22 protein-coding genes are annotated in these 23,729 nt (G+C 42.0%); 14 read left to right on the top strand and 8 right to left on the bottom strand.

The window, feature by feature from the left end:
* Window positions 1-154 precede the first annotated feature (154 nt).
* Genes nhaD through galE form a run of 4 tightly spaced genes read left to right on the top strand, consistent with a single transcriptional unit; the run spans window position 155 to window position 4,356 of the window.
* Complete coding sequence (gene nhaD / locus CYCME_RS04735; protein WP_016390039.1) at window positions 155-1,597, top strand: sodium:proton antiporter NhaD; 1,443 nt, start codon at window positions 155-157, stop codon at window positions 1,595-1,597.
* A gap of 4 nt (window positions 1,598-1,601) precedes the next feature.
* The gene (mobB, locus tag CYCME_RS04730) at window positions 1,602-2,144 is read left to right on the top strand and encodes a molybdopterin-guanine dinucleotide biosynthesis protein B (RefSeq protein ID WP_015006304.1); all 543 of its coding nucleotides are present in this window, start codon (window positions 1,602-1,604) and stop codon (window positions 2,142-2,144) included.
* Window positions 2,141-3,367 (top strand): gephyrin-like molybdotransferase Glp, encoded by a 1,227-nt coding sequence (gene glp, locus CYCME_RS04725; protein ID WP_020932271.1) that lies wholly within the window; start codon window positions 2,141-2,143, stop codon window positions 3,365-3,367. The genes mobB and glp overlap by 4 nt, the downstream gene beginning before the upstream one ends.
* Window positions 3,364-4,356, top strand: coding sequence for a UDP-glucose 4-epimerase GalE (gene galE, locus CYCME_RS04720; RefSeq protein WP_016390036.1), 993 nt, complete (start codon window positions 3,364-3,366; stop codon window positions 4,354-4,356). The genes glp and galE overlap by 4 nt, the downstream gene beginning before the upstream one ends.
* 39 nt (window positions 4,357-4,395) lie before the next feature.
* Here galE and CYCME_RS04715 read toward each other — a convergent pair whose 3' ends face one another.
* A complete protein-coding gene (locus CYCME_RS04715; protein WP_020162431.1) occupies window positions 4,396-5,571 on the bottom strand; it encodes an aminotransferase class I/II-fold pyridoxal phosphate-dependent enzyme in 1,176 nt (391 codons plus the stop codon).
* 157 nt (window positions 5,572-5,728) lie between these two features.
* On the opposite strand from CYCME_RS04715, the gene dksA reads away from it, so the two are divergent.
* The 4 genes from dksA to phaC all read left to right on the top strand — a co-directional run bounded on the left by dksA (window position 5,729) and on the right by phaC (window position 8,970).
* Window positions 5,729-6,169, top strand: a complete 441-nt coding sequence (gene dksA, locus CYCME_RS04710) for an RNA polymerase-binding protein DksA (protein WP_015006308.1) — start codon at window positions 5,729-5,731, stop codon at window positions 6,167-6,169.
* A 23-nt stretch (window positions 6,170-6,192) separates the two neighbouring features.
* Window positions 6,193-7,095 (top strand): tRNA glutamyl-Q(34) synthetase GluQRS, encoded by a 903-nt coding sequence (gene gluQRS / locus CYCME_RS04705; protein WP_015006309.1) that lies wholly within the window; start codon window positions 6,193-6,195, stop codon window positions 7,093-7,095.
* Between the two features lie 71 nt (window positions 7,096-7,166).
* Entirely contained in the window at window positions 7,167-7,904 is a 738-nt protein-coding gene (locus CYCME_RS04700) for a poly(R)-hydroxyalkanoic acid synthase subunit PhaE (protein WP_020932270.1), read from the top strand.
* Window positions 7,905-7,923: 19 nt separating this feature from the next.
* Window positions 7,924-8,970 (top strand): class III poly(R)-hydroxyalkanoic acid synthase subunit PhaC, encoded by a 1,047-nt coding sequence (phaC, locus tag CYCME_RS04695; protein WP_020932269.1) that lies wholly within the window; start codon window positions 7,924-7,926, stop codon window positions 8,968-8,970.
* Here phaC and CYCME_RS04690 read toward each other — a convergent pair.
* The 3 genes from CYCME_RS04690 to phbB form a co-directional block, all read right to left on the bottom strand.
* Complete coding sequence (locus CYCME_RS04690) at window positions 8,967-9,239, bottom strand: DUF6489 family protein (protein WP_015006312.1); 273 nt, start codon at window positions 9,237-9,239, stop codon at window positions 8,967-8,969. The genes phaC and CYCME_RS04690 overlap by 4 nt on opposite strands.
* A 63-nt stretch (window positions 9,240-9,302) precedes the next feature.
* Window positions 9,303-9,953: a phasin family protein gene (locus CYCME_RS04685; protein ID WP_020932268.1), complete on the bottom strand. Its 651-nt coding sequence runs from the start codon at window positions 9,951-9,953 to the stop codon at window positions 9,303-9,305.
* A gap of 129 nt (window positions 9,954-10,082) precedes the next feature.
* Complete coding sequence (phbB, locus tag CYCME_RS04680; RefSeq protein WP_015006314.1) at window positions 10,083-10,829, bottom strand: acetoacetyl-CoA reductase; 747 nt, start codon at window positions 10,827-10,829, stop codon at window positions 10,083-10,085.
* Between the two features lie 242 nt (window positions 10,830-11,071).
* Here phbB and yaaA point away from each other — a divergent pair, with 242 nt between their 5' ends.
* Window positions 11,072-11,848, top strand: coding sequence for a peroxide stress protein YaaA (gene yaaA / locus CYCME_RS04675; RefSeq protein WP_020932267.1), 777 nt, complete (start codon window positions 11,072-11,074; stop codon window positions 11,846-11,848).
* A gap of 243 nt (window positions 11,849-12,091) precedes the next feature.
* Here the strand turns inward: yaaA and rapA are convergent, their stop codons facing one another.
* Window positions 12,092-14,938 (bottom strand): RNA polymerase-associated protein RapA, encoded by a 2,847-nt coding sequence (rapA, locus tag CYCME_RS04670; protein WP_020932266.1) that lies wholly within the window; start codon window positions 14,936-14,938, stop codon window positions 12,092-12,094.
* 127 nt (window positions 14,939-15,065) lie between these two features.
* Complete coding sequence (gene ppsR, locus CYCME_RS04665) at window positions 15,066-15,887, bottom strand: pyruvate, water dikinase regulatory protein (RefSeq protein WP_016390033.1); 822 nt, start codon at window positions 15,885-15,887, stop codon at window positions 15,066-15,068.
* Between the two features lie 119 nt (window positions 15,888-16,006).
* Here ppsR and ppsA point away from each other — a divergent pair, with 119 nt between their 5' ends.
* Genes ppsA through CYCME_RS04645 form a run of 4 tightly spaced genes read left to right on the top strand, consistent with a single transcriptional unit; the run spans window position 16,007 to window position 21,056 of the window.
* Window positions 16,007-18,376, top strand: coding sequence for a phosphoenolpyruvate synthase (ppsA, locus tag CYCME_RS04660; protein WP_020932264.1), 2,370 nt, complete (start codon window positions 16,007-16,009; stop codon window positions 18,374-18,376).
* A gap of 8 nt (window positions 18,377-18,384) precedes the next feature.
* Entirely contained in the window at window positions 18,385-19,566 is a 1,182-nt protein-coding gene (locus CYCME_RS04655; protein WP_020932263.1) for a pyridoxal-phosphate-dependent aminotransferase family protein, read from the top strand.
* An 11-nt stretch (window positions 19,567-19,577) separates the two neighbouring features.
* Window positions 19,578-20,426: an archaetidylserine decarboxylase gene (gene asd, locus CYCME_RS04650; protein WP_020932262.1), complete on the top strand. Its 849-nt coding sequence runs from the start codon at window positions 19,578-19,580 to the stop codon at window positions 20,424-20,426.
* A gap of 9 nt (window positions 20,427-20,435) precedes the next feature.
* A complete protein-coding gene (locus CYCME_RS04645; protein WP_020162436.1) occupies window positions 20,436-21,056 on the top strand; it encodes a DUF2238 domain-containing protein in 621 nt (206 codons plus the stop codon).
* On the opposite strand, the gene epmA is transcribed toward CYCME_RS04645, so the two are convergent.
* Together epmA and efp are read right to left on the bottom strand one after the other, a co-directional pair.
* Entirely contained in the window at window positions 21,030-22,004 is a 975-nt protein-coding gene (gene epmA / locus CYCME_RS04640) for an EF-P lysine aminoacylase EpmA (RefSeq protein WP_016390028.1), read from the bottom strand. The two genes, CYCME_RS04645 and epmA, sit on opposite strands and share 27 nt — an antisense overlap.
* A gap of 7 nt (window positions 22,005-22,011) precedes the next feature.
* Window positions 22,012-22,581, bottom strand: a complete 570-nt coding sequence (gene efp, locus CYCME_RS04635; protein ID WP_015006323.1) for an elongation factor P — start codon at window positions 22,579-22,581, stop codon at window positions 22,012-22,014.
* 60 nt (window positions 22,582-22,641) lie between these two features.
* Between efp and epmB the strand changes: the two genes are divergently transcribed.
* Window positions 22,642-23,673 carry an EF-P beta-lysylation protein EpmB gene (gene epmB, locus CYCME_RS04630; protein WP_041932899.1) on the top strand — a complete coding sequence of 344 codons (1,032 nt, stop codon included), beginning with the start codon at window positions 22,642-22,644 and terminating at the stop codon, window positions 23,671-23,673.
* Window positions 23,674-23,729: the final 56 nt, after the last annotated feature.

The following is a 23,729-nucleotide window of genomic DNA, read 5'->3' as shown; positions in this document are numbered from 1 at the left end:
CAAAAACAAACCTGCCTACGTCGCCTGATCAGGTCGGGCACAATTAAATTCAGAGTCACATTTGCTAATTAAGGTTTGCGATCCAATAGCCTGTCAATGATATAATATGCTTTTCATCTCTATCCCACCCACCTGTATTACACCTAAGGAATCAATGAACTTATCTACACGCTTTGCTTACCTACTATTTATATTTTTTGTACCCACCATAGCGTTTGCTAGTAATACCAGCGAAACAAGTCATCTTGATCTAACCGACAATATAATTGGCTATTTAGCCCTTGGCGTATTTGCTATTGCCTACCTATTAGTTATTTTTGAAGAACAGCTTCATTTACCCAAATCAAAGCCTGTTCTTTTAGCAGCAGGCATCATCTGGATCATGATTGCCATTGCTTACCAACAACATGGTTTTGATGACTCCGCTGAAATTGCAATACGACATAACTTTCTTGAGTACGCAGAGCTATTTTTCTTTCTCCTAGTCGCCATGACCTACATAAACGCCATGATAGAACGAGGTGTGTTCGATGCGTTAAGAGGTTGGTTAGTTGAGAAAAACTTTAGTTATAAATCGTTGTTTTGGCTTTTAGGGATACTCGCTTTCTTTATATCCCCAATAGCTGACAACTTAACCACCGCGCTTATTATGTGCACAGTTGCCTTGACGGTTGGTACCAAAGAACCAAAATTTGTGGCCATTTCATGTATTGCTATCGTTGTTGCAGCAAACGCTGGAGGTGCCTTTAGCCCGTTTGGCGATATTACAACACTGATGGTTTGGCAAAAAGGACTTGTTCGTTTTACCGAGTTTTTCACCTTATTTTTGCCGTCTTTTGTTAACTACCTCGTGCCTGCGGCCATCATGCATTTTTTCATTCCAAGCGGCTCCCCCGACAAAGTTGACGGCGAACAACTTGTAATGCATCGCGGAGGAATAGTTATTGTCGTCCTATTCTTATTAACCATTCTAACGGCTGTGAGCTTCCACAACTTTCTTCATTTACCCCCTGCTATTGGCATGATGACCGGTTTGGCGTATTTAAAGTTTTTTGGCTACTATCTCAAAAGAACCTATCGTTTTAGCGGCAACCCCACAGAAGACCGATTTAACGAGGGCATGGAAGCGAGAAATACTGACTATACTCGTGATAAAGACTTTGATGTCTTTAAAAAAGTGGCTGGCGCAGAATGGGACACCTTATTCTTCTTCTACGGCGTTATTATGGCTGTCGGTGGATTAGGCTTTATTGGTTATCTAGGCATGATTTCTGAAACGATGTATGGTGAACTAGGACCAACGGTTGCCAATGTCATCGTAGGCGTACTCTCGGCTATTGTCGATAATATCCCTGTTATGTTTGCGGTACTCACGATGAACCCAGATATGTCACATGGCCAATGGCTGTTAGTCACTCTTACAGCTGGTGTTGGTGGTAGCTTGCTTTCCATTGGCTCGGCTGCAGGTGTAGCTTTAATGGGGCAGGCTCGTGGCATTTACACGTTTGCTTCTCACCTTAAATGGACACCGATTATCGCGTTAGGCTATATAGCCAGTATCTATGTTCACCTATGGGTTAATGCATCACACTTTTAACCACATGAAGAACTCGCACACAGCGGATAACTCGTCACCACCCGCGCCTATTTTAGGTTTTGTAGCCAATAGCGGTACTGGGAAAACAACGCTTATCAGCCAACTCATTCCTATATTGAATGAACGAGGGCTGAAAACTGGCTTAATTAAGCACAGCCACCATGATTTTGAAATCGATCAACCAGGCAAGGACAGCTATCGCCTAAGAAAAGCTGGGGCCTCCCCTGTTGTGTTGGTTTCTAGTCATCGTCGCGCGGTGATTACCGAGTTAGACGGAAACGAGCCCACTCTGGCAGAACAACTAGGTTGCTTTCCTCCAGGCTCTGTTGACTTGGTGATTGTTGAGGGCTTTAAACACACGTTTTATCCAAAAATTGAACTGCATCGAGCTGAATTAAACGCCCCTTTTCTATACACTAATGACCCTTCAATTATCGCTATAGCCAGCAACACAAACTTATCGACAGAGCTTCCACACTTTGACATAAACAAGCCTGAACAAATCGCTAACTTTATCATCGACCAATTTTTAAAGGCCACAGAATGACTGACTGTTGTAGCACCCCTGGGGTATTAACACTGGAGCAAGCATTAACTCAAATTTTACAAACGCTTCAGCAAACTGATCGTTATGAGCGTGTATCGCTAAAGGACTCGCTTAATAGAATCACCTATGAAGATATAAAGTCTTCTGTAGATGTTCCTAGTTTTAGGAACTCATCCATGGATGGTTATGCCATTCGAACCGGTGACCAACAAGGTCACTCACTAAAAGTGATTGGTGTTTCTTGGGCCGGCAAACCTTTCACCAAAAAAGTGGCTAAAGGGGAATGTATCCGAATTTTTACCGGCGCCTATGTTCCAGATGATTGTGATTGCGTTGTCATGCAGGAAAATGTTCATCGAACCGGCGAACAGATTCAAATAACACAGCAACCAAAACACGGTGAAAACATCAGAAACATTGGAGATGACACAAAAAAGAATCAAGCAATACTCAATAAAGGCAAGCTCTTAAAGCCTGCCGACATAGGGCTACTTGCAGCTTGTGGCATTGCAGACATTAGCGTTTTCAAACAACTCACCGTGGGGTTCTTCTCAACCGGTGATGAACTCATTTCTATTGGACAACAAGCTCAACTTGGGCAAATTTTTGATAGCAATCGCTACACCTTGCAAGCCTTACTTGAACAAGCGGGTGTTACACCCATAGACTTAGGTGTCATTCCAGACAACCGCCTTGCTGTTGAAGAAGCGTTGGTATCCGCTTCTAAAAACTGTGACCTGATCATTACCACTGGTGGCGTTTCGGTTGGTGAGGCCGACTTTATTGCTGAAGTTCTGGCTAAAATTGGTACCGTTAATTTATGGAAAATTGCCATTAAACCAGGCAAACCGCTAGTTTTTGGTACTATCGGCGAGGCTGCTTTTTTTGGCTTGCCGGGCAACCCTGTCTCAGTCATGGTGACCTTTCAGCAAATTGTGCTGCCTGCATTACATAAAATCATGGGGCGAGCGCCACAAACAAGTGTTAATTTACAGGCCAAAACAACTGAAATCATCAAAAAACAGCCTGGGCGTACCGAATTTCAACGTGGGTTTGTTGAAAACAAAGACGGCGAGCTATTGGTTCATTCAACCGGCGGACAAGGCTCACACATGCTAAGCTCTATGTCTAAAGCTAACTGCTTAATTGTCTTAGAGCAATCAGCTAGCGACATTGAGAAAGGCCAATATGTAACCATTCAATTATTGGAAAACACCTTATGACAGCAAAATCCATTTTAGTGACCGGCGGCGCAGGCTATATAGGTAGCCATGTTGTTAAGTTGCTTGGCGAACGAGGCGAAAACATCATCATATTAGATGATTTATCAACTGGTTTTGAACACTCAATTTTGTACGGTAAATTCATTCAAGGTAACACCGGCGACAAAAAACTTGTAGACCGCATCCTACAACAACACAATATTGATTCTGTCCTACATTTTGCAGCTCACACCATCGTCCCTGAGTCTGTTGAAAACCCACTGAAGTATTATGAAAATAATACCTGTTGCACGCGTAACCTGTTGGAGTGCTGCTCTAAAGCAGGCATAGAAAATATAATCTTCAGCTCTACTGCTGCTGTATACGGCGAGCTTGAAACCGGTTTTGCTTCAGAAGAAACCCCTACCGCACCGATTAACCCGTATGGCAGTTCTAAACTGATGAGTGAGCAGATGATTCGCGACTTATCTAAAGCCACAGAACTCAATCACGTTATCTTGCGCTATTTTAACGTTGCCGGTTCGGACCCCGATGGAAAAATTGGTCAATCAACAAAAAATGCGACTTTACTCATTAAAGTCGCCGCTGAAGTTGCTGTTGGCAAACGTGAAAAATTATTTGTTTTTGGCACTGATTACCCAACACCCGATGGCACCGGTATTCGTGATTACATCCATGTGTCTGACTTAGCTGAAGCACATATTAACGCTCTGGATTATTTAAGAAATAATGGCGAATCAACAACCCTTAATTGTGGTTACGGCCATGGTTTTAGCGTTAAAGAAGTCATTAACGCTATTAATGAAGAACATGGCGTACCCATCTGTGTCGAAGAAATGCCCCGTCGTGCCGGTGACCCACCAGAACTCATCTCTGTGGCTGAAAAAATCCGTCAAACCATTGGCTGGCAACCTCAGTACGATGATTTAAACCTGATCGTTAAAACATCCTTAGCCTGGGAAAAGAAACTAATTACACACGGTAGCTAATAGGTTCAAGCGAGCCAACCCTGCACTATGCAGTTAATCTTAGCTACCACGTTCTGCTAAGAAGGTTTTAATTCGCTTTAAGCCCTCTTCAATACGTTCAATTGATGTCGTGTATGCAAACCGAAGATACCTTGCAGGTTCGCTAGAACCAAAGTCTTTCCCTGGCGTTGTTGCTACACCTGCTTTTTCCAATAACTCCAAAGCAAACGCATAACTATCATCCGTAAATAATCGGCAGTCCGCATAAATATAAAACGCACCTTGTGGCTTAGCCATCATTACAAACCCCAATGACTCCAAACCCTCGTAAAGCCTATCTCTACGCTGCTCGAACTCATCTCTACGTTGATTCAAAATCACTCGTGTATCCTCATCAAAGGCAGCTAAAGCGGCATATTGCGAAGGCGTTGGTGCAGAGATATATAAGTTTTGCATAAGCCGATTTGCAGCTGATATAGCGTATTCAGGCACCACCAACCAACCCAAGCGCCAGCCTGTCATTCCAAAAAACTTTGAAAAGCTATTTAAAACAAACACATCATCTGATATTTCTAATGCTGAAATGGCTCGTTGCCCATACACAAGCCCATGATATATCTCATCTGAAATTAAAAACCCTTCTCGCTCTCTTATTGTTTGAACAATATTTTGTAACTGATCAAAATTAACCGTTGCTCCAGTTGGGTTTGAGGGTGAGGCCATCATTACACCACGTGTTGCCTTCGACCATGCTTGTGCAATTAACTGCCCTGTTAGTTGAAAACCATGTTCCTCACCAACATTGATAGAGGTTGGCTGCCCCCCAAATAAAGTAACTATATTATTATTACAGGGATACCCCGGGTCGCAGGTCAGCACCTCATCACCTGCATCTATCAATGATGCTAAGGCAACCGTTAAGGCCCCTGATGCACCTGGCGTTATAAAAATACGTTCAGGCGATAGGTCAACGTTATACTCATCACGATAATACCTTGCTATTTTTTTTCGTAAGGCAGGTAAGCCTTGCGCTTTAGTATAGTGAACATCTCCTTTTTCCAAAAAACCTTGAGCAGCCTTTAAGATCGGTTCAGGGGTTGGAAAGTCTGGTTCCCCTACTTCCATATGAACAACATTTTCCCCTTGCTCTTCAAGCGCTTTAGCTTTCTCCATAATATCCATCACATAAAACGGAAAAACCTGTTCAACGCGCTTAGAAACTTTCCCAACATTCATCAAAAAACCTTTGTAGAAACCTGAAATAAAGTCTATATTTTAGAGCAATACAACTGAACGTACGAGCATTCAAATCGACGAAAAACATTGCTTATTTCCGCAATATCTGATATTTATGCGCGCTTGATTTTTTTAACCATTGGTAACAAATAAAATAATGGCTACAAACAAAGATAAAAATTTAGATGCAAGTCACCTAGAGTTTAAACCTTACAAAGCAAAGAAAGGTGAGGAACACATGAGTCCTGCTCAGGTTGAACACTTCAGATCTATTCTAATGCAGTGGAAAGAAGGCCTAATGGATGATGTAGACCGTACCGTTCATCACATGCAAGATGAAGCTTCAAACTTTCCAGATCCAACAGATAGAGCCAGCCAAGAAGCTGACTTTAGCCTTGAGTTAAGAACACGCGATCGTGAACGTAAACTGGTCAAAAAAATTGATGAGTCCATTAGCATGTTAAACGCTGGTGACTATGGGTTTTGTGAAACATGTGGCATAGAAATAGCTATTAAGCGTTTAGAAGCACGCCCAACTGCCACACAATGTATTGACTGTAAATCTCTTGATGAGATAAGAGAAAAACAAAAGATTTGATGCCTTTGCCTTAAGCCTATCTTTTGGTTGCTTTGGACCCAGCTTATAGGGGGCGATTTGCCCCCTCTCCAACCGGCCCTTTACATTACGGCTCTTTATACACGGCTATTGCTAGCTTTTTACAAGCACGATCTAAAGGCGGCAAATGGCTTGTAAGAATAGATGACTTAGACTCCGCTCGCTGTCAGCAACAGTATTCCAGCAAAATACTTAAAACACTCGAGCAATTCGGCCTTACATGGGATGAGCCTGTTTTCTACCAGCACACTCGCCATCATGACTATCAACAGGCGTTAGAACAACTCCTTGAACGTCAATTACTTTATCCCTGTCAATGCTCTCGCAAAGATTTAGCCAACAGAGGACTTCACGCAGGTCTTTATGACGGCCATTGTCTAAGCCATCCGCTAAAACCCAATCAACCTTCTGCATTACGTATCCGATTAGCAAATAAAAAAATATCATTTATCGATGCCGTGCAAGGTCCCTCCCACCATAAACTACAAACACAGCATGATGATTTTGTAATGTTTCGTAAAGACCGTGTTTATGCTTATCACCTTGCTGTTGTTATAGATGATAATACACAAGGCATTACTGAAGTATTACGAGGGCATGACCTTCTAGACAGCACCTACCAACAAATTCATTTACAACAATTATTGAACATACAAACACCTCATTATGCCCATATCCCTGTTATTACAGACACTAGCGGCATTAAATTGAGCAAACAAACTTATGCGAGCGACATCTCATTATCACCTGTTAAACCCACACTTTTAAGAACATTTGTTCATTTAAGCTTAAACCCACCCCAAGAACTGTTAGAATCAAGCACAGCAGACATTCTAAATTGGGGTATTAAGCATTGGTCACTTAAACAGATTATTGCGCAACAATCACTCCCCTTACAAAGCAACTAAACATAAAAGCCAGCATTACGTTTTAGTTTTATTTCAATATAATCATAGCTAGTTCATTAGAAACAACACAAATGACTACAGATACTAGAAGCCCTTATACTCAATTTTTTACATTAATGAACAGTAAGCTGCCAGATGAGTACAAGGCCGTTTTACAAAAGTTTCAAGAACACGGCGACTTTTATCAGCAGCTAATTAACAACGTAAATAATAACGAGACTGATTTATCAAAATTTTGGGACTTACCCAGCACTCTCGGATTTAACACAGCCTCAAACCCACAAACTAAATGGCTCCAAAGCTTTTTTAGTCTCAATAACTTTCAATCAAGCACTGATACCCAGCTGATACAGCAATTTACCCAAGCAATCTGCGAACTTCCATTACAGGCCCAAGAAAATCTCTCTAGTATTCAAGCAGCGCTGTCTAAATTAAATCAGCTTTATGCCAAGTTAAGCCAATCAGCAATGAAGCACTTTCAAGCCTTGAAAGATGAGTCTCCAGACGCATCGAATGAACAGCTATGTATTTTTTGGTTAACTGCTGGAGAAAAGGCGTTTAGTGAGATCAGTCAAACAGATGACTATATAAATGCGCAAAAAAAATTGTTTGAATCATTAAATAACTTAAAAAATACACAACATGCTTTTTCTGAACAAGCAGCTGAGCTATTCGGCCTTCCAACACAACAATCATTAGAAGATTTACAAAATGGCCTGCATAAACTTAGAATGGAGTTTGCAGAATATAAAGCACAAACCGACGAAGTCATTAACGAACTTAGACAAACCATTTATCAATTAAAATAACGCCTGTTGAGCCGAGCAGATGCCGAATAAAACCAAAGATCACGAAAATATCTGGCAAGATGAGTTTGTGCTTCTTATGGAGAAGCTAGCTGACAAGGATAAACAACCCCCGCCTGAAGTCGGCAGTAGCCTCAAAGAACTTATTTATAGTGAAAATAAGCTGCAACTTTTTCACTATAACCCTCTTGATGTTGCGCAGAAAAAACTCCCTATCCTAATAACCTACGCTCTGGTTAATCGCCCTTATATTATGGATCTTGAGCCTAAAAGATCCCTTATATTACGTTTATTAGAGAAAGGTTACCCGGTTTACCTCATCGACTGGGGATACCCCGATAGTAGTGATCGTTTTACAGACCTAAATGACTATATTAATGGTTATTTACACCGTTGCGTTCAGCAAGTAAAACACCACTCTAAAGAAGAAAAAATAGACCTCTTAGGTGTTTGCCAAGGCGGCGTCTTCTCCTTATGTTATACCGCGCTTCACCCAACTGAAATTCGCAAGCTCGTAACCCTAGTGACGCCCATAGATTTTCATACTAAAAACAACCCCTTAACAAGTTGGACCAGTCACTTAAACACACAAGCATTAGCGTCTCATACAGGCAATGTGCCTGCTGAGCTTATAAGCCAACTTTTTAAAGCCATAAAACCTTTTCAATTAAACCGAGAAAAGTACCGTCGACTCAAGCATATTATTAACAACACTGAAAGCTTAAACACGTTCCTACGCATGGAAAGGTGGTTACATGACGGACCAGATTTAAACAGAGCGGCTGCCGATGAGTTTTTAATTAATTTTTATCAACAGAACAAATTACATGAAAACACATTAACCATTGCTGGGCATGCTGTTTTACTGAACAAAATCACGTCTCCGGTGCTAAACCTTTACGCAACACAAGATCACCTTGTCCCACCCGAAGCAACACGCGCACTGAAGCAACATATAAAGCCGGAGCTTTATCAAGAACAAGCGCTAGTTGGCGGGCACATTGGTGCATTCACTAGCCCAAGAACTCAACAGACACTGATCCAATCACTGGAACAAGGACTAGCTTAGGATTTGCCTTTGTCTGTCGATGTTGATAGCTCAACCGTTTTCATCATCGCATCCCACATAGTCTTTTGAACACCTTCCATTGCCAACATTTGTTCAGGCATTGGCATATATAGTTTCATGAGTTCAACCATATCACTCGACTCAATACCAACTAGCATTTTATTACGAATTTTCTCTATCGCTTCGCGCTGAATAGCTTGAACATCAGGCAGACCCAAGAACTCTCTCATTTCTTGAGGTGTTGCCTCAATTTCAATCGTTGCTTTCATATACTTCCCCACCTCATACCGCTAAGGTCTACCTAACATTGTAGACCTTAGCGCGAGACATAATTATTTTTTAGCATCACCTTCTGTTACAGGGCGACCTGACGGATTTGGTAGTTGCGTGCTTCTAGCCGTTGCTTTAGGTGCCGTTTGCTTGACAGCGGGTTTTGGTGCGGCTTCCTTAGCTGTAGGCTTCGGTGCGGCTTTCTTAGCCGCCGCCGGTTTGGGGGGAGTTTTTTTAGCGGCAGGTTTCGGTGCTGCTTTCTTAGCCGCGGGTTTGGGGGGAACTTTTTTAGCAGCAGGTTTCGGTGCTGCAGGCTTGGGGGTCGCTTTCCTAGCGGCAGGTTTTGGTGTTGTTTTCTTAGCCACAGGCGTCATAACCATTGAAGGCGCCTCTGCTAAGCCTTCTTGGATAAGCTCGCCCATCGCCTTCCTTGTCTCCATTGCAACTTTGACTGACGATTGCGCATTTTTCAATACTTTTTCTGATAACTCCTTGTACAAACTAGATTGTAAATTCATCAACTCTGTCATTGAGCCAACTTTATTCACTGAGGTAACTTTTTTTATACTTCCTTCGAGACAACTCGACACCAAATCCATTTGCAATTGGGTTAGTTGTTTTACCGATTGGGTATTTAACGTATTAATTTTCTTTAATGATTCATTGGCTTTTTTACTTAATTGAGCCCACTGTTTGATAAGGTCATTTTGCATTTTCACCGCTCCCTGAATTATTTAAAAAATAAAAACCTAGTCCAGTAATATCGATTACTTAACTAGCTGTCAATAAAAAAGGCAACCAAATGGTTGCCTTTTTCTCTCTAAAGAAGTATTTCAGACTCCTTAGAAACTAGTAAACAAGCCACCATTAACAGGAATATTTGCCCCTGTTATATAGCTTGCTTCGCTTGAGGCTAGAAAGTTGACCGCATTAGCAATCTCAACCGGTTCAGCCAAACGTTGCATTGGAATTTGCGAAATTAATTCATTACGAATGCCTTCATCAATCGCCATAACCATGCTAGTCGCTACATAACCTGGGCTTACTGAATTAACAGTAATCCCTTTACGAGCTACTTCTTGTGCTAACGCCATTGTAAAACCATGCATACCGGCTTTTGCCGCAGAGTAGTTGGTTTGACCAAATTGGCCACGTTGGCCATTTACTGAAGAAATATTAATAATCCGTCCATGTCCTCTTTTCAACATAAAGTCTAGAACATTTTTAGTCATATTAAACACGCCATCTAAATTAGTAGATAACACAGCATCCCAATTAGACTCATCCATGTTTTTCAAAAAGCCATCGCGAGTAATGCCTGCACAGTTAACCAACACTTCAATTGGGCCAACTGTCTCTTCAACGTGTTTAATCATCTCAGCACAAGCGTCAAAACTTGTAACGTCTGCTTCTTCAACTAAAAAATCAAACCCTTCTTTCTTTTGAGCAGCTACCCATTCGTCTGCTTTTTCAATTTCTTTGTTAAACGTTGTTGCAATAACAATATAGCCGTTCTGTGATAACTTTTTAGATATCTCAGACCCAATACCGCCAATACCACCTGTTACTAAGGCTACTGAATTACTCATACTCTGGCACTCCAAATAATTAATTAAGAATAAACTTGTTTATTGCATTGCACTATAGTTAAAGTAACTAGCTAAGTCAATTTTTGGCCCGCCAACATACCCTCGCTGCGTGTTTATTATTATTTTTCTCATCACGTTTTATAATAGAGAGCCCTTATAAATAAAGCCTCTTTTCTCACTTAACTGAACCAGTATATTTACCGTACAATACGAACACACATCACTTAAAATGAGTTAAGGCTATGTTATTGATTATTTCTCCTGCGAAAACCTTAGATTTCGACACCCCGCCCGCTACAACAAGCCATTCACAACCGGCGTTTTTAGATGATTCAGCGGAGTTAATTGATCAACTTAAAACCCTGTCACCATCAGACGTGTCTAGTTTGATGAGTATTAGTGATAAATTAGGCGTGCTCAATAGCAACCGGTTTATTGAGTGGCAACGACCTTTCACCGATAAAAATAGCAAACAGGCATTATTATCATTTAAAGGTGATGTTTACGAAGGCATGGATACAAGCTCATTTTCAGAAGACGATTTAGAGTGGGCTCATAAGCACCTACGTATTCTTTCTGGTTTGTATGGTTTACTTAAACCTTTAGATTTAATCCAGCCCTATCGTTTAGAAATGGGCACAAAATTTAGCAACCAACGAGGTAAAAACCTCTATGAATTTTGGGGTCATAAAATTACCGACAAACTGAATCAAGAACTTACCGAACAGAAAAGCCCTGTTCTTATTAATCTAGCTTCTAACGAATATTTCAAGGCTGTCAAACCAGCTCAGCTGAATGCTCAAGTGATCACTCCGGTTTTCAAAGACTGGAAAAATGATAAATATAAAATTATCAGTTTTTATGCTAAAAAAGCACGCGGTATGATGAGCGCCTACATTATTAAAAATAGACTGGAAAGCCCCAGCGATATCAAACAGTTTGACACCGCCGGCTACGCATTCTCAGCAGAACAATCTTCAGACAAAGAATGGGTGTTTTTAAGAAAAGAGGCTGTTTAATTTTTTATCGCTTTTGCTACTGTCATGCCAAAATCGGTTATTCAAGCCGCTGTTTTAGTGTCTCTGGTTATCTTTAACTATAATCACAAGGCAGCAGACTTGCTCTAAGGTAAAACCCCACTTCGGCTCCAGCTCATTATAGACTGCTCCAAATCAGGCGACGGGTTAACTGGTCAATAAATTATTAACGCTAAAACCTATTAGAGGGTGCCTTATTAGTACGATACCTTTCGCCCTAGTCAGCTAGTCTGTGGTCAAGATAACGCGAATTGCATCTAACTTAAAGGAGGCTCTTTTAATGTAGCTACCTAAGTCGTTAATATTGGCTTTTAATTGAGTAATCTCGCTATCGCGAATATTGGGGTTTACCCGCGCCAATGCAACAAGCCTTTCTAGATTCAACGATTCTTGTTGTTGCATCTCTTCAACACTTTGTTTTACTAACGCTTCTTGGTGAACAACAACCAGTTTCTCAGCTTTTTCAATCAGTGTTTTAATCGCCTCTTGACCATGCTCAATAATATTCAGTGCAATTGACTTTTTAACAAACGTCACCCTAGACTCAATATGCTCTGGCTTTAAAATATCAGTCATATCCAAGCCATTTGAACCGACCACAATTCGCTTTACCGTTTTCGGCAAATAGCGGTGCAATTGTAAGCGTTTAGGTGCGGGACAATGCGTTGTAAATATAGCTTCGAGAATCACCGTTCCAGCAGGAATAGGCGGTAATGCCATGGTACAAAACGTTGAATTACCAAACTCACTATTGATAATTTGCTCCATCGCGCCAGTCACCATGGGGTGTTCCCAGGTTAAGAATTGAAAATCTTCACGTGACAAGGCAATCTTTCGGTTAAACGTCGCCGTTAAACCGTCTTCAGGCAAACTAGGGAAAGCATCACTTTGCAAATGACCACTTGGCTTAATAACAATGCTGTCTTCGCTATGGTATTGCTGCTCAACACCAAAACTTTCAAAGACTTCTTCCATGTAATGAGACAATTCTAAGTGGCTTGATGACAAACTAATTTCATCAATAATTTCTTGTGCCTGCTCTTTTCTGCAAGAGTTTAATTCCAACATCAAGTCACGGCCTGCATGCATATCCGCTATGCTCTGTTGCATTAACGTACTGGTTTTTTCAATGATTGCTGCAAATTCATCATCAGACGCATCACCCAGCAAGGCTTCTTTTAAATCCGCTTTAACAATCGCATAAACATGGTGCCCTGTTGAGCAGACATGGCTAAAGGCGTTGAGTCCTTTATCATACCAATTCATCAATCGATGTTGGCCGGTTCCCTCTATACATGGCACATGAAGGTGCACCGTATCGGTTTGACCAATTCGATCTAGGCGACCTATCCTTTGTTCTAACAAGTCTGGATTAAGTGGCAGGTCAAATAATACCAAGTGGTGCGCAAACTGAAAATTTCGACCTTCACTTCCAATTTCAGAACAGATAAGAATCTGAGCTCCTTCCTCTGCATCAGAAAAGTACGCCGCAGCCCTATCTCTTTCTATTAAGCTCATACCTTCATGAAAAACGGCAGACGCAAAAATTGTGCGCATTTTTAAATATTCATGTAACTCCTGCGCCGTTTGTTGCTGCGCGCAAATCAACAATACCTTTTCATTTTTATGCGTATCCAACCATTCCACCAACCAGGTGATACGTGGATCTAGCATCAACCAGTCTTCGCCCAATAACATTTCAGGCAATAGCGTTTTGGCCAATGCAAGATCGGTGTCTAGCTCAAACTCATTTTCTACGCTAAGCGCAGGTAATTGATACGCGTGTAATTTCCTAGATGAAAACGCATCTATATTTTCTCGCGTGTTCCTAAACAACACGCGGCCAGTACCGTGCCGATCGAGCAATGCATCAATGAGCGAGTCCACAGATATATCGTCAGATAAAACCGCTTGCTCACCCAGTAGCTGCAACAGCGATTGCTTTAAATTAACATCAGCAAGTACCCCATCAATGGAGTTTGCCGCCATCAACTGTTTAATAAGCTGATTAATCTCCTGGTAACCGGCTTGTTCTTCACGAAAAGCGGCTAAATCGTAATAACGATCGGGATCTAATAAGCGCAACCTTGCGAAATGGCTCGTAACCCCTAATTGCTCAGGTGTGGCAGTCAATAGCAATAAGCCCGGTACATGATTTGCTAATTCTTCAATACAGCGGTATTCGTTACTAACGTTATTCTCGTTCCAGAATAAATGATGCGCTTCATCAACAATCATCAAGTCCCAATTTGCTGCTACCGCTGAGGCATGATAATTCGCATTTTCAGATAAAAAAGATAATTGGCAAAGTACTAATTGAGCCGTTTCAAACGGGTTTATGTCCCCCTCTTCTCTAATCGCATCACAACGTTCACGATCTAGAATTGTAAAAGACAAATTAAAACGACGTAAGAGTTCTACCAACCATTGATGAATAAGTGCATCGGGGACAACAATCAATACTCGCTCAATTGAACCGGTTAATAGTTGCTGATGTAAAATTAAACCCGCTTCAATTGTTTTCCCTAATCCGACCTCGTCGGCCAGTAAAACACGCGCTGCATTTCGCTCCGTTACTTTACTCGCTATATAAAATTGATGGGGTAATAACTGAACACGTGGGCCCGATAAACCAAACCCTTTAAACTGATCTAGTTTACGTTGAAAGTCTAATGTTTTAAGGCGCAAATCAAACAGCTTGTTTTTATCTAGCTGCCCAGTAAATAAACGACTTTGAGGTTTATTAAACGCCCCGGTACTATCCAAATCAATTTCGTGTAGCACCACTTGCTCACCCTGCCCATCAATACACAAATAAATCATGCAATGGTTATGCTCTTGGGTTTGCTCAATAGTTACTTCTTGACCACCTTGGTGGCTTACTGTGTCACCCACATTGAAAGTCACCCTACTTAGCGGTGCATTATCCAATGCATACACCCGAGGCTCTTCAACAGCTGGGTAAAACAATGTCACGTGGCGCCCTTCTATGCTCTCAACAACCCCTAGGCCCAATTCAGTTTCAGAATGACTAACCCAACGTTGCCCAGGATAAAAAATATGTTGACTCATCGACTGTTGACCTCACCACGGAATATAAAAGGCGTGGATGATAAAAGTAATCCCCCGTACTCGCAACCTAAGTTACACCTAAAATCATAAGATTACTTAAAGCCAAACAGGATTCCCATACTCGTTGTTAAAAATGTTTCACATCCAAGTCTTTAGTTAAACGAACCTGCGCCGCTATCTCCTCAATCGAAATAGAGGTTACATTCAAAAACGGCACATTTTCCATATGCAATAATTCTTCTACTTGTGAAACTTCTCTTTGACAGGTTTTTAATGAAGCATAAGGACTACCTGGTCGACGCTCTTCACGAATCCTGCTCAGCTGCTCCGCGCTGATGGTCAAGCCAAATAATTTTTTCTTATACGGTTTTAATGCTCTAGGAAGCTCACAGTTATCTAAATCACTGTCTGTAATCGGGAAGTTAGCCGTAAAAATGCCATATTGAAGGGCAAGAAATAAAGACGTTGGTGTTTTCCCCGTTCTTGAAACACCAATTAAAATGACATCAGCCTGATCATAACGGTCTAAACGCGCACCATCATCATACTCCAGCGCATAATTAACCGCCCGTATGCGTGATTCGTAAGAGCTTGTATCACTCAAACCATGACTTTTCCCGACCTCATGAGATGACTCTTGTCGTAAATCATTTTCCATTCTAGTAATATAATCATTAAACAAATCATAGAAAATACAATTACTTTTAGACACTATCTCACGCAAATCATCATTAGTGAATGTGCTAAAAACAATTGGGCGGCCTTCATTAACCGTATAAGCTGCATTAATTTTATTACACACAGTCTCTGCCCTTGATACCGTATCTATAAAGGGAATAACGTGTCGTTCACGCTCAACACCTGTAAATTGTGTCATTAGACTATTACCCAGTGTTTCTGCTGTAATAGCCGTTCTATCTGATATAAAAAAGATTGTTCTGCTTTTCATTGAATATAGCGGTGCATTTTTTGTTAAAATATTGGATTAATTCGAATTTTAAACCAAAAGGTAGCTTCTCAGCAGATAGATTTGCAGTGTGGAAGGTATCAACATTAGGGGATCAGAAGTTGGAAGATTATATTGTTTGGCTAGACTCAACAGGTATGGACGACGTCGAGCACGTTGGTGGAAAGAATGCATCACTCGGCGAGATGATTAGCAATTTAGCCTCTGTAGGCGTTGATGTACCCGGTGGCTTTGCCACAACAGCAACGGCTTTTAGAGACTTTCTTTCGCAAAGTGGTATCGATGATAAAATTCACGAAAAGCTCAGCACATTAAATGTAGATGACGTTAATGCCTTGGCCGCAGCCGGCAAAGAAATTCGCCAGTGGATTATTGACACGCCCTTCCAACCAAGCTTAAAAACGGCTATTGAAAAGGCCTATGCAAAAATGCAAGCTGATGCAAATAGTGAGTTTTCTGTTGCCGTTCGTTCCTCTGCAACGGCTGAAGATTTACCCGATGCATCATTCGCGGGGCAACAAGAAACATTCCTAAACGTTGATGGTATTGACAATGTAATGCGTTCAATTAAAGAGGTATTTGCCTCATTATTTAATGATCGAGCCATTTCTTACCGTGTACACCAAGGATTTGAACACAGTGGCGTTGCCCTTTCCGCTGGCATTCAACGCATGGTTCGCAGCGACATAAGCGCTTCAGGTGTTATGTTTACACTCGATACCGAATCAGGCTTTCGTGACGCAGTTTTTATCACCTCAAGCTATGGTTTAGGTGAAATGGTCGTTCAAGGTGCCGTTAACCCAGATGAGTTTTATGTTCATAAGCCAACCTTAGAAGCTGGTCGGCCTGCTGTATTACGCCGCAACTTAGGTAGCAAGTTGATCAAGATGATCTATAACGATGAAGCAGGCGACCCTGTTAAAATTGTGGATACTGACCCATCAACACGCGGCGTTTATTCCTTGACCGATGCCGAGGTGGAAAAACTTTCCAGCATCGCTATTACTATTGAAAAACACTACCAACGGCCTATGGATATCGAATGGGCTAAAGATGGTTTAGACGGTCAGCTGTATATCGTTCAAGCTCGTCCTGAAACGGTTCAAAGCCGCGCCGGTAAAGAAATTCAACGTTACTCTTTAAACGAAACAGCTAAGGTACTTGTTGAGGGCCGTAGTATTGGCCAAAAAATTGGTTCTGGCCCTGCTCGCGTTATCGATAATATTTCTCAAATGGACCAAGTCCAAGAGGGCGACGTATTAGTCACCGACATGACCGACCCAGACTGGGAACCGATTATGAAACGTGCCTCAGCGATTGTAACCAACCGTGGTGGCAGAACCTGTCATGCCGCCATTATTGCCCGTGAATTGGGTATTCCTGCTGTGGTTGGCTGTGGTGATGCAACAGACCATATTACCCAAGACACTGATATTACCGTTTCTTGTGCCGAAGGAGATACTGGCTTTATTTACGAAGGTCTACTGGACTATCAAGTAGACACCGTTAACTTAGACGCCATGCCTGACATTCCAGTTAAAGTCATGATGAACGTCGGCAACCCTGATCGAGCCTTTGATTTCGCCTCATTACCCCATGAAGGAGTTGGCCTAGCACGCTTAGAGTTCATTATTAACCGAATGATTGGTATTCACCCTAAAGCACTCTTAGAGTATGAACAATTACCAAGCGACCTAAAAGAAACCATCAGCAAACGAATTTCTTGTTATGAAAGCCCTAAAGACTATTACGTTAAACGTTTAGTCGAAGGCATCTCAACCATCGCTGCAGCTTTCTCGCCTAAATCCGTCATTGTTCGCATGTCCGATTTCAAATCGAATGAATACGCCAACTTAATTGGCGGCGACCGTTATGAACCGGAAGAAGAAAACCCAATGCTTGGCTTTAGAGGCGCATCACGCTACATCTCTGACTCATTCCGCGAATGTTTCAATATGGAATGCGAGGCCCTAAAGTTTGTACGCGACCAGATGGGACTAACAAATGTCTGGGTGATGATTCCTTTCGTACGTACCCTAGACGAAGCCAAGCAAGTCACCGAGCTACTGAAAGAAAACGGTATTGAAAGCGGTAAAAATGGCCTTAAGCTCATTATGATGTGCGAATTACCTTCTAACGCTTTAATGGCTGAAGAGTTTTTAGAGTATTTCGATGGTTTCTCAATTGGCTCAAACGATTTAACACAACTAACGCTAGGGCTTGATCGTGATTCCGGCTTAATCGCTTCTTTATTTGACGAGCGCGACCCGGCCATTAGAAAACTTCTTTCTATGGCTATTCAAGCATGCCGCAAACAAAACAAATACATTGGTATTTGTGGACAAGGACCATCTGACCATCCTGATCTTGCCAAATGGTTAATGGAACAAGGCATTGAAAGCGTCTCGCTAAACCCAGACAGCGTTATTGAAACCTGGATGTTTATGGCGGGCCAAAAAATCGAAGGCTAAAAAAAACCATGACGATCACAACGTTTAACCCACCCGTTCGCACCTTGATGGGCCCCGGCCCATCTGATGTTCACCCACGTGTCCTATCGGCGCTTGCACGCCCAACGATTGGCCACTTGGACCCGAGCTTCAGCACCATGATGGATGAGGTTAAAACCTTGCTTCAATATGCATTCCAAACAGACAACCAATTAACTTTCCCGGTATCTGCGCCCGGCTCTGCTGGTATGGAAACTTGTTTTGCAAACTTATTAGAAGCAGGTGACAGCGTTATTGTTTGCCAAAATGGTGTTTTCGGCGGACGGATGAAAGAAAACGTTGAACGTTGTGGTGCTATTGCCATCATGGTTGAAGATGAATGGGGAAAAGCGGTTGACCCGCAAAAAGTTGAAGATGCTCTTAAAGCCCATCCTGAAGCTAGCGTGCTGGCTTTTGTTCACGCAGAAACTTCTACGGGCGCTTTATCGGACGCCAAAACTTTATGTGCATTAGCGCACCAATACAATTGCCTCACTATTGTAGATGCCGTCACTTCTTTGGGCGGTTCAGAATTACGGGTGGATGATTGGGGTATTGATGCCATTTACTCTGGCACACAAAAATGTCTTTCCTGCGTGCCTGGCTTATCCCCTGTTAGCTTTAGTGAACGCGCACAAGAGCGTATCAAACAACGTAAGGAACGAGTACAAAGTTGGTTCTTAGATTTAAGCCTTGTTATGGGCTACTGGGGCAATGACGGCGGACGCTCATACCATCACACCGCCCCAGTTAACAGCCTATACGCCTTACATGAATCACTATTAATGCTAAAAGAAGAAGGCTTGGAAAATGCATGGGCTCGGCATTCAATGCTGCACCAGGCCTTAAAAGCCGGTCTAGAAGCAATGGGGCTTAGCTTTATCGTTCCTGAAGGCTCTCGGCTCGCCCAACTCAATGCTGTCACTATTCCTAGCAATGTTGATGATGCTGTCGTTAGAAAACGCTTGTTACACGAATATGACCTAGAAATTGGCGCAGGGCTTGGTTCCTTAGCCGGTAAAGTATGGCGTATTGGCTTAATGGGCCAATCTGCTAGCGCTAGTAATGTGATGTTCTGCCTTGCCTCGCTGGAGTCCGTCTTGAATGACATGGGGGCAACTATCAACACTGGTGTTGCACTACCTGCAGCACAAAAAGCAACTTTCGGATAACGGTATTTAACATGGATAAACTCTTTATACTCCTTCAGCACATTTTGCCAAAGCATAGTTTATCGGCCTTAATGCATAAACTCGCCCGTTGTAAAACGCCTTGGGTAAAGCAATTTATCATCAATACTGTTATTAAACGGTTTGGCGTCAACATGTCTGAGGCAGCACAACCAGATCCAGAAGCCTACGAAAGTTTTAATGCCTTTTTTACCCGTCAATTACGTGAAGATGCACGTCCCCTAGAACACGACGATACAACGATTGCCTGCCCTGTCGACGGCACCATCAGCCAAATGGACAGCATTGAAAACGGCGAATTATTTCAAGCAAAAGGCAAATCATTTAACCTGTCTGCTTTGTTGGGTAATGACAGCCTAAGCAGCGAATTTGAAGACGGCCAATTCACCACGGTTTATTTATCCCCTAAAGATTATCACCGCATCCACTTCCCTGTCGATGGAACACTCAAAAAAATGGTACACGTACCCGGTGAACTGTTCAGCGTTAACCAAACCACTGTTGAAGCAATAGATGAATTATTTGCCCGTAACGAACGGGTTATTGCTTTTTTTGATACCCCTGCTGGCCCTATGGCGATGGTCATGGTTGGTGCTATTTTTGTGTCGAGTATTGAAACCGTTTGGTATGGAGAGGTTACCCCGCCTCGCCACAATCAAATTCGTCAATGGCAATATAGCGATAACAAGCAACAATATAAAAAGAATGATGAAATGGCTCGTTTTAATATGGGCTCAACCATCGTTATGTTATATGGAAAAGACAAGGTCACATGGGCTGAAAATTTAGCAGCAGGGGACGCCGTTCAATACGGGCAAGTGATCGCTAAAATTAATAAGTAAACAAGCAAATTGAAAACCAACACGGTTTACACATCGGCTTGGCTTTTTATTTTTTTCAGCACATTACTATGGTCTGCCATAGCACCCAATGATGCTCTAACATGGTTACTTGAGGCCCTTCCGGCAATTATTGCGTTAATAATTTTAACCTTTACCCGCAAGACCTTCCCACTCACCACGCTGGCCTACCTATTAATCTTAATACACGCTGTCATTTTGATGGTTGGTGCTCATTATACTTATGCTGAAGTCCCTCTTTTTGATGCCTTGGCTGAGCTAATGGGCTCAGAAAGAAACAATTACGATAAACTTGGGCACTTTGTTCAAGGCATCACCCCAGCGATTATTACTCGGGAAATTGTCATACGACAAGATGTTATAACGTCATCACGCTGGATGAATTTTTTTGTCATCTGCGTGTGCTTAGCCGTGAGTGCATTTTATGAGTTAATTGAGTGGTGGATTGCATTAGCGTCAGGCAAAAGCGCAGACGCTTTCTTAGGCACGCAAGGCTACATTTGGGATACACAGTCAGACATGATGTTTGCACTAATTGGCGCCATCACTGCCCTGCTCACCTTATCTTATTTACACGATAGACAATTAAGCTCGATCAATCGGAAACGTTAAAACATCATCAATGGCGTTCGCGCCTGTCATTAACATCAACAGCCTATCTAAGCCCAAGGCAACGCCTGAACATTCGGGCATTCCATGTGCAAGCGCGGCTAATAAATTTTTGTCCATCGGCAAACCATCTAAGCCACCTTGCTCTCTTTGTGTTAACTCATCTCGAAAGCGCCTAGCTTGTTCAGCAGCATCGGTTAGTTCCTCATAACCATTCGCTAACTCCACATTATTAAAGTACACCTCAAAACGCTTTGCGGTCACGGGCGGGCCTTCATCTAATTGGGCTAACATCGCCATGCATTCAGGGTAATCGGTTACAAAATAAACAAGGTCTTTTTTAAGCTTCGGCTGAACATATTGACTGAATACGTAATCTAGGCCGTTGGATAACTTCCCGCCACAAATATCACTCGCCTCTGGGTTGCCTTGCGTAGTCGCATAGGCCATTAAATCACTGTAGGTAAGCTGATGAGGGTTTAACCCGGTTAATTGCTGAAATAGTTGTTGGTACGTGACCGTTCTATACGCCAAATTTTGCCCGAAACAGAGCATCAACAACTCAACCATTTCATTGATTAAATCAGCCAGCTTAAAACCCACTCGATACCATTCTAGTAACGTAAACTCAGGGTTATGAAAACGCCCCCGTTCAGACTGTCTAAATGATTTTGCTATTTGATAAATAGAACCCGAGCCCGCAGCCAGCAAACGCTTCATGGCAAATTCAGGTGACGTTTGCAAGTACAGTTTTTGAGACGCCGACAGGGCCGTACAAAAACTATCTAAATTAATATCACAACTTGCTGCTGCTGAAAGCACCGGCGTTTCGACTTCCAGAACAGCTTTTTCTATAAAGAAAGCCCTGATCGTTCGATAAAGCTCGGCACGCTGATGCAATAAAGCCGCTGAACAAGTCGGCGGCCATTGCTTATTGTTAAGGTCAGTCAATTAAAAACTAGTTTTTCACACGTGAAGTGTATTCGCCTGTGCGAGTATCAACCTTAATCACTTCGCCAATTTGCACAAATAAAGGAATTCGAACAACTGCACCTGTTTCTAATGTTGCGGGCTTACCACCACCGCCAGAAGTATCGCCTTTTAAGCCAGGGTCGGTGTCGGTCACTTCAAGCTCTACAAAATTTGGTGCCGATACCAATAAAGGCGCCCCATTCCATAAAGTCACAATACATTTATCTTGTTCTTTTATCCACTTTGCAGCATCGCCAACTGCGGTTGCATCACCGGATACTTGTTCGAACGTTTCATCATCCATGAAGTACCAAAAATCCCCATCGTTATATAAATAAGACATTTCAGTTTCCATTACGTCAGCCGCTTCAACGGTTTCGCCCGACTTAAACGTGCGGTCAATGACCCTACCTGTTTTTAAATTACGAATCTTTACTCGACTAAACGCAGGCCCCTTACCGGGTCTCACGAATTCATTTTCAACAATCGTGCATGGCGAATTATCCAACATAATTTTTAATCCGCCTTTAAATTCATTTGTACTGTAAGTGGCCATGTAAATTCTCGTTAATTAATATAGTTAAATTATAAAGTTCTTCAATTAATGGTCATTATAATGGCTAATATGATGAACACAGAAAAAACTTCTTTAATTCCGAGCTGGCAGCAAGAACTCCAATCGGCCTTTACAAACATCAATGACTTATTGTGTTTTTTAAACCTTAATATTGACGACCTTAGCCTTCATACTGAAGCAGCTAAAGATTTTCCACTTCTGGTCACAAAAAGTTACGCACAGCGCATTAAAAAGTCTGATTGGGGTGATCCGCTGCTTCGGCAAATTCTCCCCGACCCTAGTGAGCTTTTAACAAACCCAGATTATTTAAATGACCCAGTTGGTGACAGCCAAGCCAGTGTCTTGCCCGGCTTGTTACATAAATATTATGGTCGTATTTTACTGGTTAGCACGGGGGCCTGCGCAATACATTGTCGTTACTGTTTTCGTCGTGAGTTTCCATATACTGACAATAGTGCAAACCGCTCACAGCTTGACTCTATTAAACAGTACCTCATTGAACACCCAGAGGTAACCGAGGTCATTCTCAGTGGTGGCGACCCGTTAACGCTAAGTGATACCAGACTTCAGCACTTATTTGACTTGTTTGAACAGCTGCCACAAATTGAGCGTATTCGAATTCATTCAAGAATACCCATTGTGTTGCCTAGCCGAATAAGCAAAAAATTATTGGAAATACTTTCCTCAACAAATAAAAAAGTCATTATGGTTATTCACGCCAACCACCCAAACGAGTTAGATGATAGTGTTTCTAACACTTTGTTTGCTATAAAAAAAGCGGGGCTTACTTTACTCAATCAAACGGTATTATTACGGGGCATAAATGATAATGCAAAAACCTTAACTAAGTTAAGCCACCGTCTATTCCATTGCGACACACTCCCCTATTACTTACACGTTCTTGACAAGGTAAACGGTGCTATGCATTTCGACACAGAGATGGAGCATGTATTTGATGTTTACCAACACCTTCAAAAAAAACTCCCTGGTTATTTGGTACCTAAGCTGGTACGCGAAGAAGCCGGCAAGCCTTATAAAACATTATTATCTACAAATATTAACTTTCCTTAAAATAAGGCGCATAATCAAACCTAACTTATAAAAAATGATTTTAAACACACCTTAAA

Source organism: Cycloclasticus zancles 78-ME (assembly GCF_000442595.1).
GTDB lineage: Bacteria > Pseudomonadota > Gammaproteobacteria > Methylococcales > Cycloclasticaceae > Cycloclasticus > Cycloclasticus pugetii.
This window is presented reverse-complemented; position numbering and strand designations above follow the sequence as displayed.